The organism is Paenibacillus sp. 2003 (assembly GCF_031455635.1).
GTDB classification, from domain to species: Bacteria; Bacillota; Bacilli; order Paenibacillales; family Paenibacillaceae; genus Paenibacillus; species Paenibacillus amylolyticus_B.
Genome location: NZ_JAVDTB010000003.1, coordinates 227,895 through 249,407 on the forward strand (window position 1 = coordinate 227,895; position 21,513 = coordinate 249,407).

General features: G+C 49.0%; 14 protein-coding genes. 10 read left to right on the plus strand and 4 right to left on the minus strand.

The annotated features are described in order from the left end of the window. Positions 1-56: 56 nt before the first annotated feature. Positions 57-398, plus strand: coding sequence for a DUF4190 domain-containing protein (locus J2X75_RS16515; protein ID WP_100526593.1), 342 nt, complete (start codon positions 57-59; stop codon positions 396-398). Between the two features lie 130 nt (positions 399-528). Here J2X75_RS16515 and J2X75_RS16520 read toward each other — a convergent pair whose 3' ends face one another. From J2X75_RS16520 to J2X75_RS16535, 4 genes are all read right to left on the minus strand, one after another. After that, complete coding sequence (locus J2X75_RS16520) at positions 529-2,715, minus strand: YhgE/Pip family protein (protein WP_310338513.1); 2,187 nt, start codon at positions 2,713-2,715, stop codon at positions 529-531. A gap of 77 nt (positions 2,716-2,792) precedes the next feature. Next, positions 2,793-3,371: a TetR/AcrR family transcriptional regulator gene (locus tag J2X75_RS16525; protein ID WP_310337959.1), complete on the minus strand. Its 579-nt coding sequence runs from the start codon at positions 3,369-3,371 to the stop codon at positions 2,793-2,795. A gap of 312 nt (positions 3,372-3,683) precedes the next feature. Continuing rightward, complete coding sequence (locus tag J2X75_RS16530; protein WP_310337960.1) at positions 3,684-4,163, minus strand: hypothetical protein; 480 nt, start codon at positions 4,161-4,163, stop codon at positions 3,684-3,686. Between the two features lie 523 nt (positions 4,164-4,686). Then, complete coding sequence (locus tag J2X75_RS16535) at positions 4,687-6,423, minus strand: methyl-accepting chemotaxis protein (protein WP_310338516.1); 1,737 nt, start codon at positions 6,421-6,423, stop codon at positions 4,687-4,689. Between the two features lie 583 nt (positions 6,424-7,006). Here J2X75_RS16535 and J2X75_RS16540 point away from each other — a divergent pair. The 9 genes from J2X75_RS16540 to J2X75_RS16580 all read left to right on the plus strand — a co-directional run bounded on the left by J2X75_RS16540 (position 7,007) and on the right by J2X75_RS16580 (position 21,417). Further along, entirely contained in the window at positions 7,007-7,216 is a 210-nt protein-coding gene (locus J2X75_RS16540) for a tautomerase family protein (protein WP_076213555.1), read from the plus strand. 56 nt (positions 7,217-7,272) lie between these two features. After that, entirely contained in the window at positions 7,273-8,190 is a 918-nt protein-coding gene (locus J2X75_RS16545) for an ABC transporter permease (protein WP_076213628.1), read from the plus strand. A 12-nt stretch (positions 8,191-8,202) separates the two neighbouring features. Further along, positions 8,203-9,081, plus strand: coding sequence for a carbohydrate ABC transporter permease (locus J2X75_RS16550; RefSeq protein ID WP_310337962.1), 879 nt, complete (start codon positions 8,203-8,205; stop codon positions 9,079-9,081). Between the two features lie 42 nt (positions 9,082-9,123). Then, complete coding sequence (locus J2X75_RS16555) at positions 9,124-10,161, plus strand: response regulator transcription factor (RefSeq protein ID WP_310337963.1); 1,038 nt, start codon at positions 9,124-9,126, stop codon at positions 10,159-10,161. Continuing rightward, positions 10,158-11,996 carry a cache domain-containing sensor histidine kinase gene (locus tag J2X75_RS16560; RefSeq protein WP_310337964.1) on the plus strand — a complete coding sequence of 613 codons (1,839 nt, stop codon included), beginning with the start codon at positions 10,158-10,160 and terminating at the stop codon, positions 11,994-11,996. The genes J2X75_RS16555 and J2X75_RS16560 overlap by 4 nt, the downstream gene beginning before the upstream one ends. Positions 11,997-12,027: 31 nt before the next feature. Beyond that, complete coding sequence (locus tag J2X75_RS16565) at positions 12,028-12,795, plus strand: SDR family NAD(P)-dependent oxidoreductase (protein WP_310337965.1); 768 nt, start codon at positions 12,028-12,030, stop codon at positions 12,793-12,795. 34 nt (positions 12,796-12,829) lie between these two features. Beyond that, positions 12,830-15,238, plus strand: coding sequence for a DUF4962 domain-containing protein (locus tag J2X75_RS16570; protein ID WP_310337966.1), 2,409 nt, complete (start codon positions 12,830-12,832; stop codon positions 15,236-15,238). A 141-nt stretch (positions 15,239-15,379) separates the two neighbouring features. Further along, complete coding sequence (locus tag J2X75_RS16575; RefSeq protein ID WP_310337967.1) at positions 15,380-16,930, plus strand: extracellular solute-binding protein; 1,551 nt, start codon at positions 15,380-15,382, stop codon at positions 16,928-16,930. Positions 16,931-16,983: 53 nt separating this feature from the next. After that, entirely contained in the window at positions 16,984-21,417 is a 4,434-nt protein-coding gene (locus J2X75_RS16580) for an alpha/beta hydrolase fold domain-containing protein (protein ID WP_310337968.1), read from the plus strand. Positions 21,418-21,513 lie beyond the last annotated feature (96 nt).

A 21,513-nucleotide genomic window follows, 5' to 3' on the forward strand; every position in this document is an offset into this window, starting at 1 on the left:
CACACGGATAAACGGGTCCTTAAATTCAAATCCTTAAAGAACAGGGAGGATTTACCTTGGAACATCGCGAAAATGATGTAGATCGTTATTATAACGACACATTGCCACCACCGCCTTATGTAGTACCAAAGACCAATAGTAAGTCGATTGTATCACTTGTTTTGGGGATTCTGTCCGTCACGATTCCTTACGTGGGTATTGTAATCGGCATCGTCGCGATTATATTTGCATCTTTGGCCTTCAAAGAGATCAGAGTTCGCATGGAGCAAGGAAAAGGGTTAGCGATTGCTGGCCTTGTCTGTGGAATCATAGGTACAGCCATTTATGTATTACTTATTTTGCTCGTACTATTGTTTAATTTCGCTATCTCAAGTTCTGAAATTTACTCTACATACTAGAAATATGAAGTTAGCAAACTTAGACTGTATCTTAAACTAAAAAAGCAAAGGCGTACTTTAAACTCACACCTCTTGTTGACCAGAAGAGGGTGGGGCTTAGGTACATGCCTTTGCTTTTTAATTTACGAATTTACAGGTGAAGTGCGACTTCACTGCTGACATTTTCGTTCTCCGACGTGCGATGCATCAGGAAATACGTTAAGGTTCCTCCAAGACCAATCACGGCGAAGATGCACAGAATACCAATCTGATCCCAAGCCACGCCGAACTGTTCACTTGAGATAACTGCTTTATAACCTGTTACCGAATAGGTCATAGGCAACCATGGGTTGAACACCTTCAACCAGTTTGGAATTAGTTCGAGCGGGAAGGTGCCCGCGCTGGTGGTGAGCTGGAAGATCAGCATCAGAATCGCGAGGAATCGTCCCGGATTTTCCAACCAAGTCACCAATGCCTGAATGATGTACATGAAGCTTAGGCTGGTCACAAAGCTGAACAAGAGGAACAACGGAACGCTCTGAACTTCCAGACCCAAGCCGTACAATACGAGCCATGAAGCAAGCAGGGATTGTACAGCACTCATGAGCGTGAAAGCCAGCGTTTTGCTCACAAAACGATTCCAGCCACTTGCCTCGCTAACCGTGCTGCCGCGTGTTGGCACAACCAGTGTGGCGATTAATGCCCCGACAAACAGCCCCAGTGACAGGAAGTATGGCGAGAATCCTGTACCGTAGTTAGGTACCTCGTTATATTTATGCTCATCGACTTGAACAGGCTCTGCATACATGGTTACCAGTTCATCGGTCTTTTTCACACTCCCCGTCTGCTCAGCCGCTTCATTCAGCTTGGTGGCAAGTTCGCCAGAGCCATCCGTTAACGTCAGCGTACCTTCTTTTAACTGACCGGCACCATCATCCAGCTTATGTGAGCCATCTGCAAGGGTTGAGATACCGTCTGTGAGCTGGCTTACACCCGCAACCAGCTTGCCTGTACCCGCATTTAATTGACCTGAACCGTCCGCAAGTTTGGCTCCTCCAGACGCTGCTTCGGATAATTTGGAATTGAATTGCTGTAGACCCGTCGCAAGCTTTTTATGTCCGGCGGATAATTGCGTGGCACCTTGTACCAGTTGTTGTTCACCCTGTACCAACTGGCTGCTGCCTTGATGCAGTTGCTGCTGTGCAGCGTACAGGTTTTGACTGCCTGCGACCAATTGCTGCCCGCCCTGATAGACCTGCTCGCTACCAGCGGCAACTGCCTGACTTGCGGCCAGGAGCTGCTGCACAGCTGGACTTGCGGCCAGTTCTGGACTCGCTTCGGCTAATTGGGCAAGACCTTGCGCAACCGCTTTGGCACCCTCGCTAACTTTGCCACTGCCCTCAACAGAACTTTGCAGCCCAGCAGTCAGCTTTGCACTGCCTTCCTCGGAAGCCGCCAGTCCTGCATCCAGTTTGGCTGCGCCTTCTTGAGCGGATTGAATCCCTGCCTGTAACTGTTTGCCACCTGCTTCAGCCTGCAATGCACCGTTACCAAGATTCGTGCCTGCCGCTGCCAATTGGGATAATCCATCGAACAGGGCACTCGCGCCTGTATGAAGATCATCTGTGCCTTGGGCGAGATTGGACGTACCTTCTTTTAATGTAACTACGCCCGTTTCGAGCTTGTCGGTACCTGCGGCCAGTTTGGACAGGTTCTCTTTTAATGCAGCAGTACCCTCATCCAGCTTGATTGCACCATCATGAATCTGACCTGCGCCATCCCCGGCATCCGCCAAACCGCCTGAAATTTTTTCGACCTGATCCAATAACGTTTCGGTATACGATTCTGTGACTTTGGCGGCGACTTTGGAGCGAATTTGTTTGACCGCCGTGCCGCCAATCTGACCTGCGAGGAAGTTGTATCCTTCATTGGGTTCATAGATCAGGTCTGCCGGCTCGGGGTGCTCATCCATCAGGGTTGTTGCTTTGGTGGAAAAGTCCTCCGGAATCACAATCGTCATATAATACGTGTTGTTTTGCATACCTTGTTCTGCTTGTTCACGAGTCACGAATTGCCAGTCGAAATCATCACTTTTTTTCAATTCATCGACGAGATTCTGACCGACCTCCAGTGATTTGTCATTGTAGACTGCGCCTTGATCCTTGTTGACCACGGCCACAGGTAACTCATTCATTTTGCCATAGGGATCCCAGAATGCGTTCAGGAACAGACCGCTATACAATACCGGAATGAACAGTACAACGAGAATTGGAATAAATACTTTTGGTTTCTTAAAGGCGGACTTCAGATCCTGCCCAAATACGTGGAATGATTTCATCATGTTCTCTCCCTATCCTTACGCTAATCCGTTTGTTCTATCTCTATTATGTGTTGAATCTAGTGGCATGCCTTTCTCTAGGTGGGGGATAAGCCATTCTGGAGAAAGAGGCCCACAAAATCCTTGATCTGATCCTTATGCAGCGTAGGGTGCGCTTTGTTCCAATCCGAGGTTAAGGTGACATACAGCTTCAGCAGGACAAAAGAAACCAGCTTGGGATTGTCCCTGCGAATCTGTTCCAACTCCATGGCACGGCTGACCTGACGCTCCAGATATTCGAGAATGGCTGTCTCCACTTTCTGCAAACCTTCCTTGGCTTGCGGTGTACCGAACTCGTTAACCTCCTGAAAGAGCTTGATCAACAGCTCATGTTCCTCCCGGTACTCCAGCAAAGAATCCATACTCATATGCACGTTATCCAGAAAGGAGTTTTCTTCCTTCACCGTCTGCTCTGTAATCTGTCTCATATCCGCAATGATCGAACGCAGAATCTCGCTGAACAGTTCTTCTTTATTTTCGAAAAAAGTATAGATCGTTCCCTTGCCCACATTGGCAAGTCTCGCAACCTGCTCCATCGTTGTGGCTTTGTAGCCAAACAGGGCAAAGGATTTCTCGGCAGAATCCATCACCTGTTGCCTTCGATCGATCGTTTTCATCGCGTATACACCTCCTTGTAGGTTGAAAGGTAATGGGTAAGGTAAATCCTTAGTGACCGTTTTACTATTATGGTCATTTGGTCGTTAACAACTGTAGCACTTGAACAGGGAAGATGGATGTGATCTTTGTCATAATAAAAGCTTGTAGAGGGAGAGAGGATATCTTACCAGATTCCTTGCATTAAAAAAGATGGTACGTGACTAAGAAACTAGTCACTATACCATCTTTTGTTTGTAATTAGTAATGTAGGAATACATTTTAGTAAATCAACCCTTTTAATCAGGCAGACAGGTAAAGAATGATTCTTAATGTTATTGTCCTCCTGTGTTAGTAGCCCATACAGGATACCATCCTTTAGCTATATTCTTTGTGTTGTACAGAACTAAATTTCCATCATTTTGCATGATTAGCAGGTCGCCCACAAGATTTTCAGGCACATTTCCCGGGCCATACCACGCATTGGCCCACGCCTGATTATCGGATGTCCAGTAGGGGGTATTGCTATAGTCCGTCAATTTCAATCTACCGTTGTATTGATCTATTACTAGCATATTTATTCTTAGATCTTTGACGTTGGTATTCCATAACAGAGTTTTATTGCGCACATTTCTTAACTCAAGAACTCCAAAGCCATTTAGTCCCATTATATATGTATTGTTGTTCGAGACTAACCGCTCTGCAGTGTGCATGGTGTCAGAAACCGTAAGTCTTTCTTGAAAAGCAAATGTTGTTGAGGAAAAAGGGAGAAGAAGTAGGAACATAGCTAAACTGAGCAAAAATGTCTTTTTCATGATATCCTCTTTTCTGGTTTTATTTGCTAAATGTAGAGTAACTATATCATAGTAAAGTTTTAAAATATATCATTATTTCCATAAATAAAAATAAATTGAATTTATAGAAATTGAAACATTCAACTCTTGCCCTGCGTCCAAAATCCAAGAGCCAATTATATATTAGAATGAGAGGAGGTCTACCTTGAAATATTGCTCCTACCTCCTGATGATATGTCTTGTCCTAATGGGTTGTTAAGACGCCTCATTGGATAGCAACGATACAACACCAGACCGAATTCAAAGAGAGGGACAAGACTTCACTTTTCAACCGGGAATAAGGTATAGAGGACAAGATGCCAACCACGAGATTTTCCATTTGAAACAACTTTTTGATATCGATCTGTAAATGGATGAAAAGACGATTTTAGAACCTACCCACCTACCCTGGTAACAACAAAAAAAACCAAGGCTTTGAGTTCAGTCGCTCATGAGCCTTGGTTTTTTACTGTGTCTTATTACTTTTATATATAACCTATTAATTCTATTCTGCGCGTACTTTAAAGAATGAGATCAGTTCTTGCAGTTGCTCGGATACAACCGAGAGCTCATCGGAGGCACTCACAATGGCTGCCATGGAGGCTTCCTGCTCATCAATTGACTGCTCAATTTGTTTACTACTGCTTGCTGCCTTGCTGACATTGGCAGACAGTTCATCGGCCGTGGCAGACATTTCTTGTGTGCTTGCCGAGATCTCTTCGGTAGAACTGGAGATATCCTGAATCTGGTTTGCAACTTTATTCGTAGCAGTCAGAATATTCTCGAAGAATACGCCAGTCTCTTGGGTAACTTCCAAGCCTTTGGTGACTTCCTTGGAACCCAACTGCATCGCCTCGGAAGATTGCATGATATCCCGTTGAATTTCTTCAATCAACTGTCGAATTTGCTTCGCTGATTCCTGGGATTGCTCTGCCAGGTTACGTACCTCACCTGCAACCACCGCAAAACCTCTTCCTTCTTCACCTGCGCGGGCTGCCTCGATTGAAGCGTTAAGTGCAAGCAAGTTGGTTTGTCCAGCAATCTCCGTAATCACGTTAACAATGTTGCTAATCTGGTTCGAGTTATTTTCCAAAGACTGAATCGAGTTTGACGTATTTTGCACCGCACCCGAGATCAGGCGCATCTGCTCAATGACTTGTTGCATTACCACATTACCTGTGCTGGAGCGCTGCTCCATGCTGAGTGCTTCATCTGCCACATCGGCTGAGCTGCTGGCGATCGTCTGCACTACCGTTGACATCTCTGTCATGGCACGTGCGTTCTCCACAGTGGCTTTGTCTTGTGACACCAGTCCAGTAGATATTTCTCGAATATTGGTGCTGATGGATTGAATGTTCACATTATTTTTCTCGGAAATGCCCAGTAGTTGTTTGGAAGATTCCGAGAGGTGATGCGAAGTATTCTGTACTTTATAGATGGTTGTATTGAATCGATCGATCATTGCATTGAACTTTTCGTTGATGATACCCAGATCATCTCGCCCGGTATCGATGGTTACGTCCAGATTACCCGTGCTGACTTCTTCGATACCTTTCATCAGATTGCGGATCGGAAGCAACGTTCTTTTCAGCAAAATGAATTGCAACACCATAAACAGGATCAGGAAACCGATCAGGAACATCAAACCGTACGTAAGCAGTTTGTTCAGACCTTTTGGAACGGCGCTTGCATCTACATCGAAGTAAAGAGCGGCGTACATGGAGCCATCTGCGTTATTAATCGGATAGATCAGAGTAGTCCAAGTTCCGTAGTCATCGGTGTAGAAATCACTGAAGGCCGGCTTTCCGTCCTTTTTCATCTGTTCCAGCACCACAACGTTATTCTCGGGCAGTGGGTACATGGCACCTGCGGGCAGATTGTCTTGCTCGAATGGCTCCAGCAGGTTCGTTGGAATTGCGATGATGGACGTTCCATTTCCTTGTTCGAGTTCTGAACCAAAAATGTACGCTTGCGCGATGTTTGGATAGAGTTCATGGATGGAATCGAGATAAGCCTTCATTTCCAGCTGTACAGGACCGGAGTAGCTTTTTTCCTTAGCCGCTTCTGCCACTTTGGCAGTGTCGAGATCGTCATACCATTTCTGGGTGATGACGGTAGCCTGATCGTGCAACTGTTCAACCAAAATGTTTTTTTGCAATTGATACGCGGCAGTAATCAGGATTACACCGATCAACATGATGCTGCCGAATGAAATCACCAAATTTTTGATGAAGAAAGGCATGGTACTCCAGCGAAGCTTATTAAACAAGATGATTCACTCCTTCTACGATTGTGAAAATGCACTATACCTGGATGGGATGCTATACGCTATGTAATCTAACGAATATTTAGTGGGAAATTGCTATCGTACAACTTCTATAATTCTGATTTTTGCTGTGGTTACGTGACATTCTCTCATGCTTCAGTGTGCTTTTTGCATTGTTTCAAGTTCTACTTCACTTATAGGACCCCCAGGTAAGTTACTTCGTAGATTATATCGTTATAAAGTCATGTTAATATTAGCTTTTAGAGCAAAAATGGTTCTAAGGTACTGGTTCTGTGGGCGTGTTTTTCGTTTTCGATCTTTATTACTACGTTTGTTAATGCAAGGTTCTAGTGAGATAGATGAAATTAATTACTATATATCCCGAAAATATTATGTTCCAAGAGGTCTCCATTCGTAAGGGGGCTTTTTGGGCTTGCTTGTCATGACCTAAAGAAAACACAAGTGAACGAAAAGACAGTCCATTGTTGCCCTATCGCAGGAACGCTAAGATGAAATTGTTAAAGCGTTTACATCACGTAAGGAAGGGAGCTTAAATCGGATGCCAGAAATTACGATCAGGCTGTATGAAGGCAGGACGGATGAGCAAAAGCAGGAGATAGTGGAGGTGTTCACACGCGAGCTCTCGCGTATTATCGACCGTGAGCCGGATTACATTTCTATCGAATTCAATGAAATCCCATGGGACGAGAACGTTCCTGATAACTTGAGAAGCACGCAATCACAGAAGCAGGGAGGGGAGAAGACGTGAAGCCGGCAGATATCGTGCCACCAAGCCGGGGTGCAACCGGACTTCACTCTTCTGGTCTGGGCGCTCGGCTCGGAGATGCGGGACGTTATCTGTGGCGATACCGGATACTATATCTGCTCTCATTACCGGGTATCCTGTATTTTTTCCTCTTCAAATATGTACCTTTATTCGGTTCAGTGATTGCCTTTCAGAACTACAACATTTTCAAAGGCATCACCGGAAGTGATTGGGTAGGCCTGGAGCACTTCCAGAAGATGTTCAGCCATTATGATTTTTTAAGAATTCTCAATAACACACTTCTGCTTGGACTATATGATCTTGTGATTGCATTCCCGGTACCGATCTTACTGGCGATTCTGCTGAATGAAGTGCGGATGATTGTTTTTAAGCGTTTGCTGCAAACGATTGTATACATGCCTCACTTTCTGTCCTGGGTCGTCATTAGCGGTATCTTCATGGGTATTTTCTCGATGGATGCCGGGGTGGTCAACAAGGCACTTGGATTTCTGGGCATGCAGCCGGTCTACTTCCTTGGAGAAGACTCGTACATTCGTTCCATTCTGATCGGTTCCGGGATCTGGCGCGACTCCGGGTACGGCACAATTATTTTCCTGGCAGCCATTGCGGGCATCAATCCCGATCTGTATGAGGCGGCAGAGGTGGACGGAGCCGGGCGTTTGAAGCAAATATGGTCGATTACCCTTCCATCCTTGCTGCCAACGATTATGATTCTGTTGCTGCTGCACATCGGAAAGTTCCTCGATCTGGGTTTTGAGCGTGTGTTTGTGTTCCTGAATCCGCTCAATCTGGAATCTGGTGAAATTCTGGATACGTATATCTACAAAGCCGGACTTCTCTCACAACAATACAGTTATACAACGGCCATCGGATTGTTCAAGTCGGTCGTGGGTTTGATGCTTATTCTACTCGGTAACTTCTTCAGCAAAAAAACAACCGGCGAAAGCCTGTATTAGGAGGCGAGATGGATGCGTACCCCCAGTGTCCGTTACCGTATATTTCGCATTGGAAATCTCGTTTTTCTTACGCTGCTCTCGTTGACGATGATTCTGCCTTTCATTAATGTGCTGGCCCAGTCACTTAGCAGCTCGGAAGCGATCATGGGCGGAAAGGTCAGCTTCTGGCCTGTAGCTTTTACCTGGATCAATTACGAATATGTATTCGGCGATGCTGCATTCTGGCGTGCCTTTGCGGTATCGGTTGGGGTGACGCTGTTCGGGACGCTGGTTAATCTTGCTGCAACGGCATCGCTGGCTTATCCCGTGTCCCGTCCAGAGTACAAGGGGCGATCTCTTGTTGTCATGTTTGTCCTGGTGACCGTCGTATTCTCGGCGCCGCTCATTCCGAACTTTATTCTGATGAAGGAGCTGCATCTGGTCAACAATCCACTGGTGCTGATTGTGCCAGGAGCGATTAACGCCTTTAACTTTTTCGTCATGCGTTCGTTCTTCTCACAGCTACCGGGTGAATTGATCGATGCCGCCCGCATCGATGGCTGTGGGGAGTTTGGCATCATCTGGCGTATCGTTATTCCATTGTCCAAACCGGCCATGGCATCACTCGGCATTTTCTATGCGGTCGGCCACTGGAATGCGTATTCCACCGCGCTTTATTATCTGAATGATCCGGCCTGGTGGCCAATCCAGGTCACACTCAAGAAGCTGTTTGAGAGTGACGATATTTCCGTCGATCCGGGTTCTGCCGTCTATAGCACCCTTGCACATACATCGCCGGAAGGCATCAAAATGGCGACCATCATCATCGCCACCTTGCCAATCATTATCATATACCCTTTCCTGCAAAAGCATTTTGTAAAAGGAATCATGGTCGGCTCCGTCAAATCTTAACTACAAGCAGCATACAGATCTGACGGAAACGGGGGAATGGCGATGTTCAGAATCTTGATTACGGACGATGAACCGATGATTCGGATGGGTCTGGCGAAGATGATTGAGCAAGCAGGTCTGTTCGATTGTGAGATTCGGCAGGCGGCGCATGGGGAAGAAGCCCTTCAGGTGGTGAAGGACTTTCGGCCACACATCCTGTTTACGGATATTCGCATGCCAACGATGGATGGCATTGAGTTGTGTCGACGTTTATCCGAGCAAGGCAGTACGATGCGCATTATTGTAGTCTCCGGTTATTCGGACTTTGAATATGCAAGAGCCTGTATGGATTATGGGGTAAAGCGATATTTGCTCAAACCTGTAGGACGACAGGAGCTTCATGAACTGCTGCTCAAATTGCTGGCGTCAGAAGAGGATAAACCTACGGTATCCCTTGTACCCGTGAGGGAGCTGAATGATTGGGCCATGCGTCTGGAAGAGGCTATATGGGAGTTAAGGCAATCCGATGTGACGGAGTTGCTCGCAGCATGGTCGAATCGTTATCCGGCATATGCCCTGGTGCCTGAGCAGATAGCAGAGCTTTTTCAGGAATTGCTGGAATTGATTGTGGCCCGCATGAACGCCCGTGGCAACGGAACGATGAGTACGTCCAGTGAGATAATTGTAAGCGCTTCCTCAAAGGAGTGCTTCGAGGCTCTGGGCAACGAAATCCAGACGTTGATGAATAGGATCAAGGAAAAGCGCAGTGGCAAGCGCAAGCATCCGGTGGAAGAAGCAAAGGCTTATCTGGAGCAGCATTTGCGCCGGGAAGTTTCACTGGACGAGATTGCTGCCAAGTTGGGCCTTAACCCGTCCTACTTCAGCCAACTGTTTAAACAGACCACCGGTCAGACCTTTATTCAATACCGGATACGCAGCAAAATGGAACTGGCCAAACGCATGCTGGAACAGCCGGGCAACCGGATTACGGATATATCCTACGAAGTGGGGTATGCGGATCATCCCCATTTTACCAAGACATTCAAGAAAATTACTGGACTGACCCCGTCTGAATACCGTAGCAAGTTGGGCATTGAATGATGAAGCGCAGCCTGTCGATCCGCTTGTTCTTTCATTTTGCCATCGTAATTACGTTGTCCCTGTCTGCCATTGGCTTGTTTACCTATACCTATGCCTCAACTGAGATGAACGATCAGCTGGCGGACAATATCGCCCAAACGATGCGTAATACGGCGTACCAGACCGATCTGTATTTGCAGAATTATGATCGTGCAACCTACTCCATCCTCTCAAATGGAAGTGTGAAGCACTTCCTCGATATGAATTCGGAGGATAGTTATGCCTATTACGATTATAGCCGCCAGATTAAAAGGAACGTGTTCCCGCCTGTTTTTATGTTATATCCACAGATCAAGTTCCTGTATGTTATCGGGGAGAACGGGCGGGTTGTCATCGATGACAACCAGAATTCAGCGGGCATACCCGATATCGATGCTGCACAGCAGTATAAGGAGTTGCTCGCTGCAACCCCTGCGAATGGCGAATCGACTTTGCTCACCCGCAGTATTCGCAGTGGACAGAGTTCGAATGTCATTACGATTGCACGCCGGATCAGGGGAATGTCCTCCTATACACCAAACGGAGTGCTGGCGATGGAAGTGAATGTGCTTGAGCTTGACAACATCTGGGGAGAACTCGATCTCGGTCAAGGGGGATATCAGTATGTGATGGATCAGAACGGAAATGTCATCTACCTTCCTGAGGTCGAGGAGGCGCAAACCGTGATGTCATCCAGCACCGTGGACAGACTTATGCACATGGAGGCAGGGTCACTGGAACAGAACACGGATGGCACCAAACGGCTGTTTATATCGGAACTGTCTGCCTATTCGGGCTGGCGCTTTGTTGCTTCCGTGCCGCTGTCAGAGCTTCAAAGGCCGATTGCAACGATTCGTTCAGCTACATTATGGGTTGGTGCAGGAACCTTGCTCGCAGCGCTTGTTGTGGCCTACCGGATCGGAGCATCTCAAGTGGAACCCATTCGGGTGCTGATGAACGGAATGAGACAGACGGAGAAGGGAATCTGGAACAAGGTGGAGATGAAGGAAAGGCGCGATGAGATCGGAGTGCTGATCCGCAGCTATAATCTGATGGTCAGCCGTTTGTCGGACATGATTGAGAGTGTATATGAGTCGGAGCTGCGCCGCCAGAAGTCGGAAATTGAGCTACAGCAGGAAGCGTTGGAACGACACCGTGCGGAATTCCAGGCGCTCCAGTTGCAGATCAATCCACATTTTCTCTACAACACATTGGAGACGATCAAATGTTATGCCGTCGTACAGGATTCCGAAGAAATTACGCAGATGGTGGAATCGATGGCTCATATGCTCCGTTATTCCATTCAGACCAATCTGGAGGAAATTACGGTTGCCAATGAGCTGAAGCATGTGCTGGCCTACCTTTCCATCATGAACCATCGCATGGATCGGGAGCTTGAAGTTGAGGTCATCATTGCACCGGATCTGTTGCTGGAAAAAATGGTTCGTCTCACCCTTCAGCCTCTGGTGGAAAATGTGCTGCAACATGCGTTTCCACAGGGCATGAACCCGGGCCATTTTATCCGCATCGATGCTCGGCGTCTGGAAGATCGATTTCTTGTCATCGTCCAGGATAATGGCATGGGCATGAGCAATGCACGTCTGGAGAAGCTGCGTCGCCGTCTGGAACTGAACCGTCTGGCAGGTGAAGACACCGATGATGTTTATCATCGCGGGGGGATCGGACTTATGAATGTACATCGCCGGATTCAGCTCGTATTTGGAGAAACGTACGGCTTGATGATGGAGAGTGAGGAAGGTATGGGAACGACCATTACGATGGCGCTTCCGGCGGACCAGCACAGCAAGCGAATTTAATTGAAACCAATAACAGGGAGGAAGATCAAACATGAATATCAATTTACAGAACAAAATTGCATTGGTAACAGGTTCCAGTGGAGGAATTGGTGCTGCTATTGCCGGAGCGTTGGCTCGTTGCGGGGCGAAGGTCGCTGTGAATGGTCTGCATAATATGGAGCGGGCGGAGGAAGTCGTGACTGCCATCCGGGATGCTGGTGGTGAAGCGGCGGCATTTCAGGCAGATGTGACGGATACGGATGCCATCAGAGCGATGGTTGGAGAGATAACACTCCGTTTCGGCGGTCCAATTGACCTGTTGGTTAACAACGCGGGACATCTGGTGGAGCGGAGCCCCATTGAAACGATGAGTGAGGAGCTGTACAACCGAATTATGGATGTCAATCTGAAGAGCACCGTCTTTGTCTCCAGAGCAGTCATTCCTGGCATGAAGGCAGCTGGAGGCGGGCGAATTATCAATCTGACCTCCGTAGCGGCTCATAATGGGGGCGGGCCGGGTGCAGCTATATACGCAGCATCCAAGGCGGCTGTCATTGCGTTAACCAAAGGACTCGCCAAAGAGCTGGCCCCTGGGGGGATTACGGTCAATGCCCTTTCACCGGGCTTCATCGGACAGACGGCGTTCCATGCTACGTTCACCTCAGCAGAAGGTCGGTCTTCTGCGGTAAACAGCATCCCGCTTGGACGGGAAGGAACTCCCGATGATGTCGCAGGAGCGGCGTTGTACCTGTGTTCCAACCTGGGTTCTTTTATAACCGGAGAGACGCTTGAAATCAATGGCGGCATGTATATGCGTTGATGTTACAACATTGCGATAAGGAGGGGACAAAACGATGGAAGTGAAGCGAAAGCTTGCAGAAAGATCGTTGTACCAACCCATCAGCGGGCCGTTCCATGTGGACTACGCTCCTGACGAGCATACCGTTCTGGCAGAGAACCCGCCAAGGTTTACCTGGATGGCGGCACAGCAGGAGGATGAGAATGCCTATCTGCTGCAAGTGTCGGCGAGCCCTTCTTTTCAGGAAGAAGAGACGATGACCTTTACGCCGCTCCCGTATAATTTTTTCACGCCTGACCTGGTGTTTGAACCTGGAGAGTATTATTGGCGATATGCGCTGCTTGTGGATCATCCAGTGCAGCAAGGGAGCGAATACGAAGCGGACGTCTTACAGGGGAAGCAAGGGACTGAAGTCGAAGGGCATGCCTCGCAAGGGAAGCAAGGGGAAATGTCGGCATGGAGTGAGGTGAGGCGGTTTATGGTCCCAGCGGGATTACCGGAGACACCTCTACCTTCCCGGGCACAGCGATACGTTTCCACAGACACATCTCGCCCAAGGCTGTGGCTTGGTGAGCGTGGACTGAATGCTCTTGCCGATGGCGTTGCGTCCGATTCCACGTATTGCGGCTGGGATGTGTTTATGGCAAATTCCGTGGAACCGTGGGCAAACCGTGAGCCAATTCGTGAACCGCTGCCTTACCCGGAGAACAAACGTGTCGCCACGTTGTGGAGACAAATGTACATTGACTGTCAGGAAACGTTATATGCGATTCGGCATCTCAGCATCGCGGGGCGGGTGCTTCGAGACGAACGGCTGCTTGAAGCGGCGAAAACCTGGCTGCTGCATGTGGCGGCCTGGGATACGGAGGGAACGACCTCCCGCGATTATAATGACGAGGCGGCCTTTCGGGTTGCCGCTGCGCTTGCTTGGGGTTATGACTGGCTGCATGATGAGTTGAACAGTGAAGAGCAGGAAGTGGTCAGGCGCAGTTTGCTTCGGCGGACAGAACAGGTAGCCCAGCATGTGATGGTCCGCTCGAAGATTCATCATGTGCCCTATGACAGCCATGCGGTGCGTTCATTGTCCTCCGTGCTTGTGCCCTGCTGTATGGCCTTGTTGCATGAGGAGCAGCAGGCTGCACAGTGGCTGGATTATGCGATCGATTATTATGCCTGTCTGTACTCCCCTTGGGGAGGGAGTGATGGAGGTTGGGCCGAAGGTCCAATGTATTGGACAACAGGCATGGCCTATGTGACCGAAGCGATGAATTTGCTGCGAAACTATGCGGGTATCGACTTTTTCCGTCGACCATTCTTCCAGCGTACCGGGGATTTTCCGTTCTACGTCTACCCGCCCGATGCACGGCGCGCCAGCTTTGGGGACCAGTCTACGCTGGGTGACCCGGTAAACTTGAAAACAGGTTATCTTGTGCGCCAACTGGCTGGGGTTACAGGCAATCGCTGGTACCAGTGGTATTTTGAGCGTGTACGCCAATCCGATCCGGGGACAGAGGGTGCTTTTTATAACTACGGTTGGTGGGACTTCCACTTTGACGAATTAGTATACCGCCACGATTATCCGCAGGTGGAGGAAGAGTCGCCTGTGGACATCGAGCCGCTTAAGTGGTTCCGTGATGTGGGGTGGGTAGCCATGCATCACCGGATGGACGATCCGGATGAGCATATGATGCTTCTGCTCAAGTCGAGCCGTTATGGCTCCATTAGCCACAGTCATGCCGATCAGAACAGCTTTACCCTGCATGCATTCGGTGAGCCGCTTGCAGCGGATACCGGCTATTATATCGCGCACGGCAGCTCCTTTCACCGGGAATGGCGCAGGCAGACACGCTCCAAAAACAATCTGCTGATTGGCGGAGCAGGTCAGTATGCCGAGAACAACAAAGTGCTGAACATGGCGGCAACCGGGCAGATCGAAGATGCCTATTGGCGGGATGGCGATGGCTATGTGCGCGCATTGGCGACCGATGCCTATGCCAGCACCGTACCCCATGTGAAGCGTGTTGTACGGGAAATACATTTTCTGCAATCATCCTACTTCGTCATTGTGGACCACATTGACCTGGAGAAACCAGACAGCGTCCAATGGCTGTTCCATGCACTGTACCCGCTACAACTGAAAGGGCAGACCTTCCGTCTGAACGGTACTAAGGCAGGGCTTGAGGGGACGTTTGTATATGCTTCCTCCGGTGAGCTGTCGCTCAGCCAGACAGATCAATTCGCAGAGGTGGACCCGGCAGAGTACGAAGGGCTGGACAGACATTATCATCTAAGTGCGGAAACACGGCCTGCCACAAGTCATACCATTGTAACGCTGCTTGTGCCATATAAGATTGAGGAGCCGAAGTATGTTCCCTATTTCATGGATGACCAGGATCACGGCATCCATCTTTATTTTACCGACAATGGTGTAACGAAGAAGATCGAGGTATCCAAGACGTACTAGTAAGTGATGACCTAAAGAAAACGCAATCTCATCTAAAACATCCCCATTGTTGCAGGCGGTGGGGATGTTTTACCATCTATATGTAAGCGCTTCACCGACAAGTGATACCTAAACCTAAATCAGGATGAAAAGAGGAGTAGCATGAAAAAGTGGATGGTCACAGGCATGGCGCTATTGCTGGCGGCAACCTTCATGGCGGGATGCAGCAAGGGAAGCGGGGCGGAATCCGGTGAGAATGGGGGAGACGGCAAGACAAGGTTCTCCATGTCACTGCGAACGCTGGCGTATACGTATGTGGAGAAGTCACCGGACATCAACCAGGATAAATGGGTTAAAAAGCTAGAGGAACTGACCAATAGTGATCTGAAAATCGTGCTCGTGCCTCATAAGGAATATGAGCAGAAAATGGTCCAGATGTTTGCCACCAACGATATTCCTGATGTGGTGCAGGGTGATGGCGGCGTCAACGGCAAGGAGATGGCGGGTTCGGTCGAAGCCGGAGTATTCCAGCCGCTGGATGAGCTGTTGCAGCAGTATGGGCAAGATTTGCTGAAAGCCGTGCCGAAGGAAGCATGGGACCAGGTCACCCATGACGGCCAGATCTATGCCATCCCCGAATATTTATCCAATCCATCCCGCCGGGCAACCTGGATTCGTAAGGATCTGCTGGATCAAACGGGATTGCCTGTGCCCACCACGGTGGATGAAACATTGGAAGTTCTGCGTGCCTTTAAAAAGCTTGGCGTGGAGAATCCATATATGGGGCGTGAAGATTTCAAATATGCAGATACCTTCTTTGGTGCCTATGATGTGCAACAGTTCCTCTCCATGATGGAGCAGCAGGGCGACCAGATTGTACCCAAGTTCATGGATAACGAGAATATGCAGCAAGCCCTGACGGTTTATAAGACAATGTACGAAGAAGGGCTGATTAACAAAGAGTTTGCGACCATCAATTCGACGGTATTCAAAAATACGATTCTCTCCGGTAAGGCGGGCATGTGGTCCATGAACGCCAACGAACTGATTCAATGGGAGAAGCAGATTAAAGCGTCGGTTCCCGATGCCAAAATCGAGATTATCCCTTCCCCTGTCGGCCCGGACGGAAAAGGCGGTTATTATCTGTACGGTCCGGTGACGCGTGCTTACTTTATTAATAAGGATGCGGCTGAACCGGCTTCCATTATCCGTTTCTTCAACTGGATGGTGTCCGACGAAGCCGAGAAATTCTTCACATACGGGACAGAAGGAGAGACCTATACAGAGGATAATGGTGTGATTTCATATACAGCACCAACGGATTCCGCTGGCGTGGACGAAGAGCGTTACCGTCAATCGTTCTTATGGTTCGTACAGGACACAACTTACAACAAAGGCTCCCTATCCCTGACTGAAGAAGGCAGAAAGCTGATGAATATTTATGATACGGTTTTAGCCAAAGAAGGTCGGGATGGCATCAACTTTGATCCACGGTTGGAGGCCTTTGTACAGAATCCGGAGATTGCTCCCAATTCGGATACACCCCCTCAGGTATTGCTTACTCACATGATCAAGATGGTTTATGGTAAGGAGCCGATCTCCGATTGGCCGAAGGTAGTTGAGGAATGGAAATCCAAAGGTGGCGATCAGGCCATTGAGGAAGCCACTCAGAAATTCAAGGACGGGGAAGGCATGTCTTTGCCGCGTCGCTAGAATTGTGCGGTATAAGCAATGATTACCATGAACAATAGGATGTCCTGATCACCGTGCGGAAGAAACAAGCCAACAAGAAGCAGCAGCTCTGGAGAACGGACAGATCGCAAAGGTATAACGTCAGAAGATTGGACTACCGTGCGGAGGGGATACAAGTGAATAAATTGTTCAAAACGTGGAAAAAGCGCGTTGTCCTTGTTGCCATGTCTATGATTCTCATTAACGGCACCATCGTTCCCGTGCATGAAGTTCGGGCGATGGAAGATGCTGTTCCTAGCTCTATTCTCAACCCTACACAGGAAGAAAGAGAAAATCTCTCGGAACCGGAGGGCCCGGAGTTGGAGATATACGCGGAAAACTTTGATGACCCGGATAATTTTGGCTCTACAGGCGGAATTGCGTTGAGAGCTCCCTGGCTCCAGGAAGGGGGAGGAGGAAGCAAGGCCAAGACGTCATCTTCCACAACTGCTCCCTCGCTGCCCAATATGATCAAGATGGACGGAACCGATGCGCTTGCACTGCCTCTAAACTTGACTGGGTACGGAAATATTCGGCTGAGCTACTACACGCGTGCTTCCTCCTATATAAGTGGAAGTGTGATTATTGAATGGTCGAAGGATGGTGGTACATCCTGGGCAACGCTGGAGACATTTGAACTTCCCCCGGGCACCCCGGACCTGAAGAACAAGGAAGGCAATACGCTAAAAAGCTGGACGCTGGGTTCGGAAGCGAACAATAACAGCAAGGTTAAAATTCGATTTCGGACAGGAGACGCCATGCAGGCCAACATGTATATCGACAATGTTGCCATTTACGGTCAGGCCATTCCGGGTATAGCGCCTGCCCCTTCCCCAGTGCCGCCTGGAGAAGAGAATACTGAGTTTACGCCACCCCAAGGAGTGACTTTATACGAGGATGTGGAGATTGGCATGGCTGGTGGGCGGCCGATGTATTCATCCATTGCCGTTCCCGAGACAGCGGCAGCTGAACCGATGCCAGTCGTGATCTATATTCACGGAGGTGGGTGGAATCACGGGGATCGGAAGCAGGCATTGAACTCCATATGCAATTATGTACTCAAACGCGGTTACATCGGTGTATCTCTGGACTACCGGCTGACGCCTGAGGCGCCTTTCCCTGCCCAGATTCAGGATGTCAAACTTGCTATCCGATATTTGCGGGCCCATGCCACCCAGTACAATCTGGACCCAAGTCGTATCGGCGTCTGGGGATCATCTGCGGGCGGTCACCTGGCCGCATTACTCGGGACCACGGGGGACTTGGTCGCTGGTGATCCCGTCGTGCTCGATACAGGGGTGACGGTAGATGTACCTGATCTGGAAGGTTCCGGCGGATGGCCTGAGTATTCCGACAAAGTGCAGGCGGTCGCCGACTGGTATGGACCCGCTGATTTTACGACGACATTTGCCAATAACTATAGCTCGGTCACGGCTCTGCTTGGCGGGCACCGTGCATTCGATGTACCGGAACAGGCCAGACTTGCCATGCCGGGCACCTATGCTTCACCGGATGATCCACCATTCTGGATTCGGCACGGTGATGCTGACGCCACCATTCCTTATACCGACAGTGTTACTTTTGCGGGACAGCTTCAATCTGCGGGTGTACCAATTGTGGATATGAAAGTCGTAGCTGGCCAGGGCCATGGATTTACAGGGACGGCTTCCGAGACCGCGAACGCAGAGGCATGGGCCTTCCTGGATGAACATGTGAAGAACCGGATCGTTACGGAGCCAATAATTTTCAAAAGCAATCCTGAAGACACTTCGCCTAGAGATGAAGAAGTGGATGAAGAAAAACCGTTGATTGAAAAGGTCATCGCCAGTAAGCTGCCAAGCGACGATGCGGCGATTGACAGCAGCAAGCCTGACCTGAATTTCAATCAGTCTACAGGTTCCAGCACCGGATTACTAAGCATCTCTTCCACTTCAACGACCCAAAAATATGTGTACTTCAAATTTGATATGTCCGGAAATGAGCCGGAAGGAGATCGGTATCGATTGCGGATTGCGGCCAAGAAAGGCACATCAAATGTTGATACCAAGTTGTCTCTGTACGGTTTGAATGAAACAGACTGGAGCGAATCTTCGTTAACCTGGTCGAATGCTCCGGTCCAAAGTCTGAGCGAAGGTTCGCTGCTGGACACATTCCAGGTTACGACAGATCGGAATGGAAGCCCGGCCGTCTATGAAGTGGATGTAACGGATGTTGTGAAGAGTCGTCCAGATGCGGGGCAGGTTGCATTTTTGCTTGCGGATGCGGAATCAACGGGTGTTTCCGTGAACGTATACACCAAGGAAGCGAACGGAACGAGTAATCCGCGTCCACAGTTATCTGTCATTGCTTTGATTGAAGAGGGCAGTGACACGCAGTCACCCGAATGGGAGCAGGGAGCCGAGCTGGAGATTCGCAACTGGGGAACGGATTTTGCGGAACTGAGATGGCCTGCTGCCAGTGACGATACGGCTGTATCTGCCTACCGGATTTATCGGGATGGAGTTCTGCTGAGCGAACAAGGTAAGCAGTCATTCCGGGACAGCGGACTTGCAGCGGAAACACCATATACATTTCAAGTGAGGGCGATTGACGAAGCGGGCAACATCAGCAGTACTTTATCAACCGAAATGACAACCCTTGGCGTCCCAGTATCGTCCCTGCCTGTGGCTTCTGTCACGGCAAGTGGCAGCGACGGCAACCTGGCGGCCAATACCCTCGACAATAACAGCTATACACGCTGGTCTGTTGCAGGAGAGGGGCAATGGATCACGTATGATCTGGGTCAGGTTCAGCAAGTGGGCTATGTTGGGATTGGTTTTTACAAAGGGGATGTCCGAAAGACATCTTTTGAGATTGAATCGTCTGTTGACGGTGAGCAGTGGACCCAGATATTTAACGGCGAAAGCAGTGGGGATACAACCGAAATGCAGGCATTTGATATCCCAGACACTTCTGTACGTTATGTACGGATCACCGGGCATGGCAATTCCGATGCAAGTATTTACACAAGTCTGACCGATGTGCATCTGTATGCCCCTTTTGCAAGGGGAGGGACACCTGTGGCTCTGATTCCATACGTCGTGCCACAACCACCTGAAGGGACGATGCCCTTTATCGCTCCAGGTCTGACGGAAACAGACGGCACACCACATGCTGTCCATGCTCCACATGCCGTGACCGGACGTACAATTGATGTACGGGATTATGGAGCAGATCCTGCTGACAACACGAGTGATGACCGACCAGCAATACAGGCCGCCATTGATGAGGCTAACGAGGGTGATGAAGTGTTCTTACCCAATGGGGTGTACAATTTGTTATCCGGGCCGGATGGAACCACCAACCTTATGCTCAAATCCGGGGTGAATCTGAGAGGAGAGAGCCGTGAAGGAACCGTGCTCCAGACATCGCTGGATCAGGTGACAGGCAGTGCCGTTCTGAAGGCATCAGCTCAGCATAGCATTCTCGTATCCAACATGACCCTAACTTCATCCTGGTCCGGCAGCTACACGACTGATCATCAATCCAATAATCCCTCCGCAGGGGGGCCGGATAGTCTGATTCACATCGCCAATTATGGCGAGGTACCATCGTATGACATTACAATTGACAGCGTAATTGTGGAAAAGTTCAAACGAATGGCTATCCGAATTGAGCACAGCCGCGATGTTGTTGTGAAGCATACAACTTTCCGCAATGCAACAGATCTGGGCCCTGGAGGTTCAGGTTACGGAATTTCGATTCAGGGAACGGCCAAGACCGATCGACTCGGCTTTGACAATGATACGTTATGGAATGTGGTGGAGGACAGTACATTTGAAGGTCCTTATCTCAGACATGGAGCACTGATTCAGTTTGTGGCTCACAATAACGTGTTACGCGGCAATACATTTAATGGAACCAAGCTGGATGCCATCGATCTTCATGGTGAACTTGAGTATTTAAATGAAATCTCCGGCAATGTCATTATGGATGTGCTGACAGGTGCAGGGATTGGGCTTGGCAATACAGGGGGTTCAGCGCCCAGCAACCACAGCAAGTCTGGCAAAGGGAACTACATTCATGACAACACAATCAAGAACAGCCGGATCGGTATTTCGGTGACGATGGGTACCCCCGATACTCTAATTGAGGATAATCTCATCGAGAATACAACCACGATTGCAGATGCGGCTGGAATCAAAGTATTGAATGGACCAGGTACGGTAATTCGGGGCAATGTGATTCGTAACAATACTGCCAATGGATACTGGGGCGTAAGGCTTGAGCGCGACAAAGGCGATGCTGGAGCTGGTAATATTGGCGAAGGGGACCCTGAGAACGTGTGGATTGAACATAACCTTATTGAAGGGAATACAAACGGAATCGGCCTCTTTGCAGGAGTAAGCATTCTAATGAAAGCCAACATTCTAAACAATGTAGATGAGGACTACTACAAAGCAGCAGGTGTGACCGTTACCGAGTTATAAAGAATCAGAATAAGTAGCCTGGCAGGTATCCAGCCTGAGGGGCTACTTTTTTTAATCATTGATTTAAGATTCACTAAAGGTTCGTCCCCTACCATG

Bases quoted from the DNA above. Each gene is read 5' to 3' on its own strand.
- J2X75_RS16520 (WP_310338513.1), bottom strand. From the start codon at position 2,715: ATGAAATCATTCCACGTATTTGGGCAGGATCTGAAGTCCGCCTTTAAG.
- J2X75_RS16560 (WP_310337964.1), top strand. From the start codon at position 10,158: ATGATGAAGCGCAGCCTGTCGATCCGCTTGTTCTTTCATTTTGCCATC.
- J2X75_RS16570 (WP_310337966.1), top strand. From the start codon at position 12,830: ATGGAAGTGAAGCGAAAGCTTGCAGAAAGATCGTTGTACCAACCCATC.
- J2X75_RS16550 (WP_310337962.1), top strand. From the start codon at position 8,203: ATGCGTACCCCCAGTGTCCGTTACCGTATATTTCGCATTGGAAATCTC.
- J2X75_RS16565 (WP_310337965.1), top strand. From the start codon at position 12,028: ATGAATATCAATTTACAGAACAAAATTGCATTGGTAACAGGTTCCAGT.
- J2X75_RS16530 (WP_310337960.1), bottom strand. From the start codon at position 4,163: ATGAAAAAGACATTTTTGCTCAGTTTAGCTATGTTCCTACTTCTTCTC.
- J2X75_RS16525 (WP_310337959.1), bottom strand. From the start codon at position 3,371: ATGAAAACGATCGATCGAAGGCAACAGGTGATGGATTCTGCCGAGAAA.
- J2X75_RS16540 (WP_076213555.1), top strand. From the start codon at position 7,007: ATGCCAGAAATTACGATCAGGCTGTATGAAGGCAGGACGGATGAGCAA.
- J2X75_RS16575 (WP_310337967.1), top strand. From the start codon at position 15,380: ATGAAAAAGTGGATGGTCACAGGCATGGCGCTATTGCTGGCGGCAACC.
- J2X75_RS16555 (WP_310337963.1), top strand. From the start codon at position 9,124: ATGTTCAGAATCTTGATTACGGACGATGAACCGATGATTCGGATGGGT.
- J2X75_RS16535 (WP_310338516.1), bottom strand. From the start codon at position 6,423: ATGCCTTTCTTCATCAAAAATTTGGTGATTTCATTCGGCAGCATCATG.